This window comes from Okeania sp. SIO2F4 (genome assembly GCF_010672385.1).
In the GTDB taxonomy this organism is placed as follows: domain Bacteria; phylum Cyanobacteriota; class Cyanobacteriia; order Cyanobacteriales; family Microcoleaceae; genus Trichodesmium.
Genome location: NZ_JAAHGT010001071.1, coordinates 1 through 3,076 on the forward strand (window position 1 = coordinate 1; position 3,076 = coordinate 3,076).

The window sequence follows — 3,076 nt, forward strand, 5'->3', positions numbered from 1 at the left end:
TGAAAAAGTCTTTTTAAGGAGTATGGGAGTATGGGAGTGGGGGAGTAGAGAGTAGTTAGGAGGAACAGAGAATTTATAGATGAGGTAGTCAGATATGAGAGTCCCTTGATTGTTCTGCAATTATTCTGCCTTTTATGCTGACTTTTTGAGCGAAATCAACTGAAACAGGCGCACTTTTTAAAGGCCCCAAAAAGGCTTTACCCTTTATCTGTCAATGCTTTTAGATTTAATCAGCAAGCCCTAATTAATGTTACTTGATATAATAGCTGAAAAATAGCTGCTCCAATTCATCCTCAAACAGTTAATTCAACTCCTCTGGTTGTTGTTTCTCCCCACACTTCCCACACTTCCCCCTCCTCCCCCTCTCCCCTTTGGTTGAGATTTCTTCAGTTTGTAGTAAAGACTTTAGTCTTTTACAGGAATTAACTTTCAAAGGTTGTCAATACCTGTTTTTTGAAGTATAATTGTAATATGAAAGGCGCTCATCTGAATTGGCTTTTTCATAGAGCGCCTGGATTAAAAAGTTAAATCACAAGAGGATTATATCATGGTTAATTGCATTGGTATTAAATCCACTCATTTTTCCGAAAAATTAAATTCAGAAATTCAGCCATTAGTGCCCTTAGAAATTAAGATTGAAAGTCTTAAACTTGTTGGGATTGCTCAAATTCCCCAAATAGTTTATATAACTTCAAAAGGACGGTGCAGCACTTTTTTATCTAAAGCAAAATTTCTGAATTGTTTGCTCTGTTTTTTGCAAATTAAACAGCGCCATTTTAGCAAAATTATAAGTTATAATTTGCAGACTTCTGGGATTAATATAAATGCAGAAAATGGCAAGTATTTTATTATTTATTCGGAAATACACGCTTTTATCGAAAGATATAATCGAGCTGCTTTAGAAAAGTTAGAAGTTGAGTTGACTGCTGTTAGTTCTGTGGTTAGGAATCCAATTAAAGGAACTGTGGCTGAGGTAAATAATATTGGTTGTAGTTGTGCTGATATGGTTTATCGTCACACAATTTGTAAACATCAAATTGCTACTCATTTATATTTACAGTCAAATGGATGGGGTTCTTTAGCAGAATATTTACAACAAAATACAGGGAAAAATTGGGAGGAAAAATTGTTGACTATGGCTGAAGTTGCTAAGTATGATTTAGGTCTTTGAAGAGGATTAAAATTTAGCAAAATCTTCAGACTACTAATTTTAACAATGTAAGCATTCAGTTATTAGCAGTTAGCTTTTTCTAGTTAATGAGAAAGATTGGTTAATCTGCTTTGAGAGTAACTTTAAATTATACTTCTTCTTTCAAAGATAATAAATTAATAGCTGACCGCTGAATGCTTACTTAAAAATATATTTAGTCTATTAAACCCAGGATTGAAACAATTAACTGATGACCGATCAGTCTGATTTTTTTCAACTTTTCGTAGAGGCGTTATAGTCAGCGTCTCTACTTTATATCATTGGGAAAAATATATAAGTAAAATTACAACAATTTTCGAGTCTCGGAGCTACAAAAATCTAGGATATTAGGGAGTAGGTAGGGACGTTGCATACAACGGGAGTAGGTCCTAGGAAAGAAGGAATAGAGATTAATGTTGAACTACCTCACCATCTTCAAAAGTGCTTTATATGCTGATAGCTGAATGCTGACAAAGTTAAATATTGACTTACAGAGATGTTAAAATTAGATTGAACATTTTTCAGGAAACAGCTAACCTATGTATGACCTAACTGAATTTAATTTCAGAGATTTATCTGAATGTGGTTTAATGCTACGCCAGTTGGGAAAAAATGCTCAGAGTATGGAAGCAGTTAGTAACGTAATTATTAAGTATCTATATGAAAACTTAGTTAATCTCCAAACCCAAGAAAAATCTTGTGTGCTTATCCGTTTATTTAAAACTCATTCCTACGGAAAATTAACTCCTGAATTGCAAAAATATGTACAAAATATCTTGAAAAAAACAGAGATTAAGGATGATTTAAAATGCTTAACTCTACTAGCAACTACTGGTGAAAAACCAGAATGGAATTATCGAGATAAATCAGTAGGACATCAAGCAATTCCCCTAGTTAATGAAGAGGCGATCGCTAAAGCTCCAATGATATCTCAACTTATAAAACAATTAGGTTTAGAGCCTGGTATATTTATCCAACCAGATCCAAGTTTATTTGTTGATGTAGAAAAACAAATTTGTCAAATATTTTATGTATCTGATGCTTTAGATAGTCCTTATATTCCAGCAAAAAAATCATTTGTAATCCCCTTTAATGTTAAATCTGTTCTTGGATGTGGGGGTTTATTACCTTCAGGAGATACTTTTATTTTACTAATTTTTCTCAAAGTAGAATTGCCAACAGTTACTCTAGATTTATTGCGTCACTTAACCTTAAATATCAAAATGGCAATTTTACCTTTTGATGACAACAAAATTTTTATCAACTCAGGAGAATATAATATTATTAATAGAGTTAAAGATGTAAACAAACAGCATAAATATATCGATAATCTTAAATCAGAAATAGAGACATTAAACCAATTATTAAATATTTCCGAAAAATCAACTATCGTACAATCTCAAAGTTTAGAAAAAGTTATTGAGGAGCTACAAGCAACAATAGCAAAACTACAGGAAACTAATACCAAGTTACTTCATAATGAAAAAATGTCTAGTTTAGGAGAAATGGTTGCCGGAATTGCTCACGAAATTACTAATCCAATTAACTTTATCAAAGGCAATATTGTTTACGCTCAAAAATATACAGAAAACTTAATTGAACTCTTAGCTATATATCAGAAATATTATCCTGTTCCAGTGCCTCAAATTGAGGAAAAAATAGATGAAATAGATCCGGACTTCTTAGTCGAAGACCTCAAGAAAATATATAAATCAATGAGAAATGGCACGGAGCAAATTTATGAAATTATTGTAGCTATGAGCAATTTTTCTCGAATGGATAAAACAGAATTTGAAAAAATTGACGTTCAAGAAGCTATTGAAAATACATTAATAATTTTAGGAAGTCGTGTGAAAGCTAATTCTCAATATCCAGAAATTAAAGTTG

General features: G+C 32.1%; 2 protein-coding genes. Both read left to right on the plus strand.

Going from position 1 to position 3,076, the window contains the following annotated elements; all coding sequences use genetic code 11:
* Positions 1–547: 547 nt before the first annotated feature.
* Entirely contained in the window at positions 548–1,171 is a 624-nt protein-coding gene (locus F6K22_RS37165) for a hypothetical protein (protein ID WP_293109767.1), read from the plus strand.
* 557 nt (positions 1,172–1,728) lie between these two features.
* On the plus strand, positions 1,729–3,076 hold a 1,348-nt coding region (locus tag F6K22_RS37170), incomplete at its 3' end, for a sensor histidine kinase (protein ID WP_293109769.1).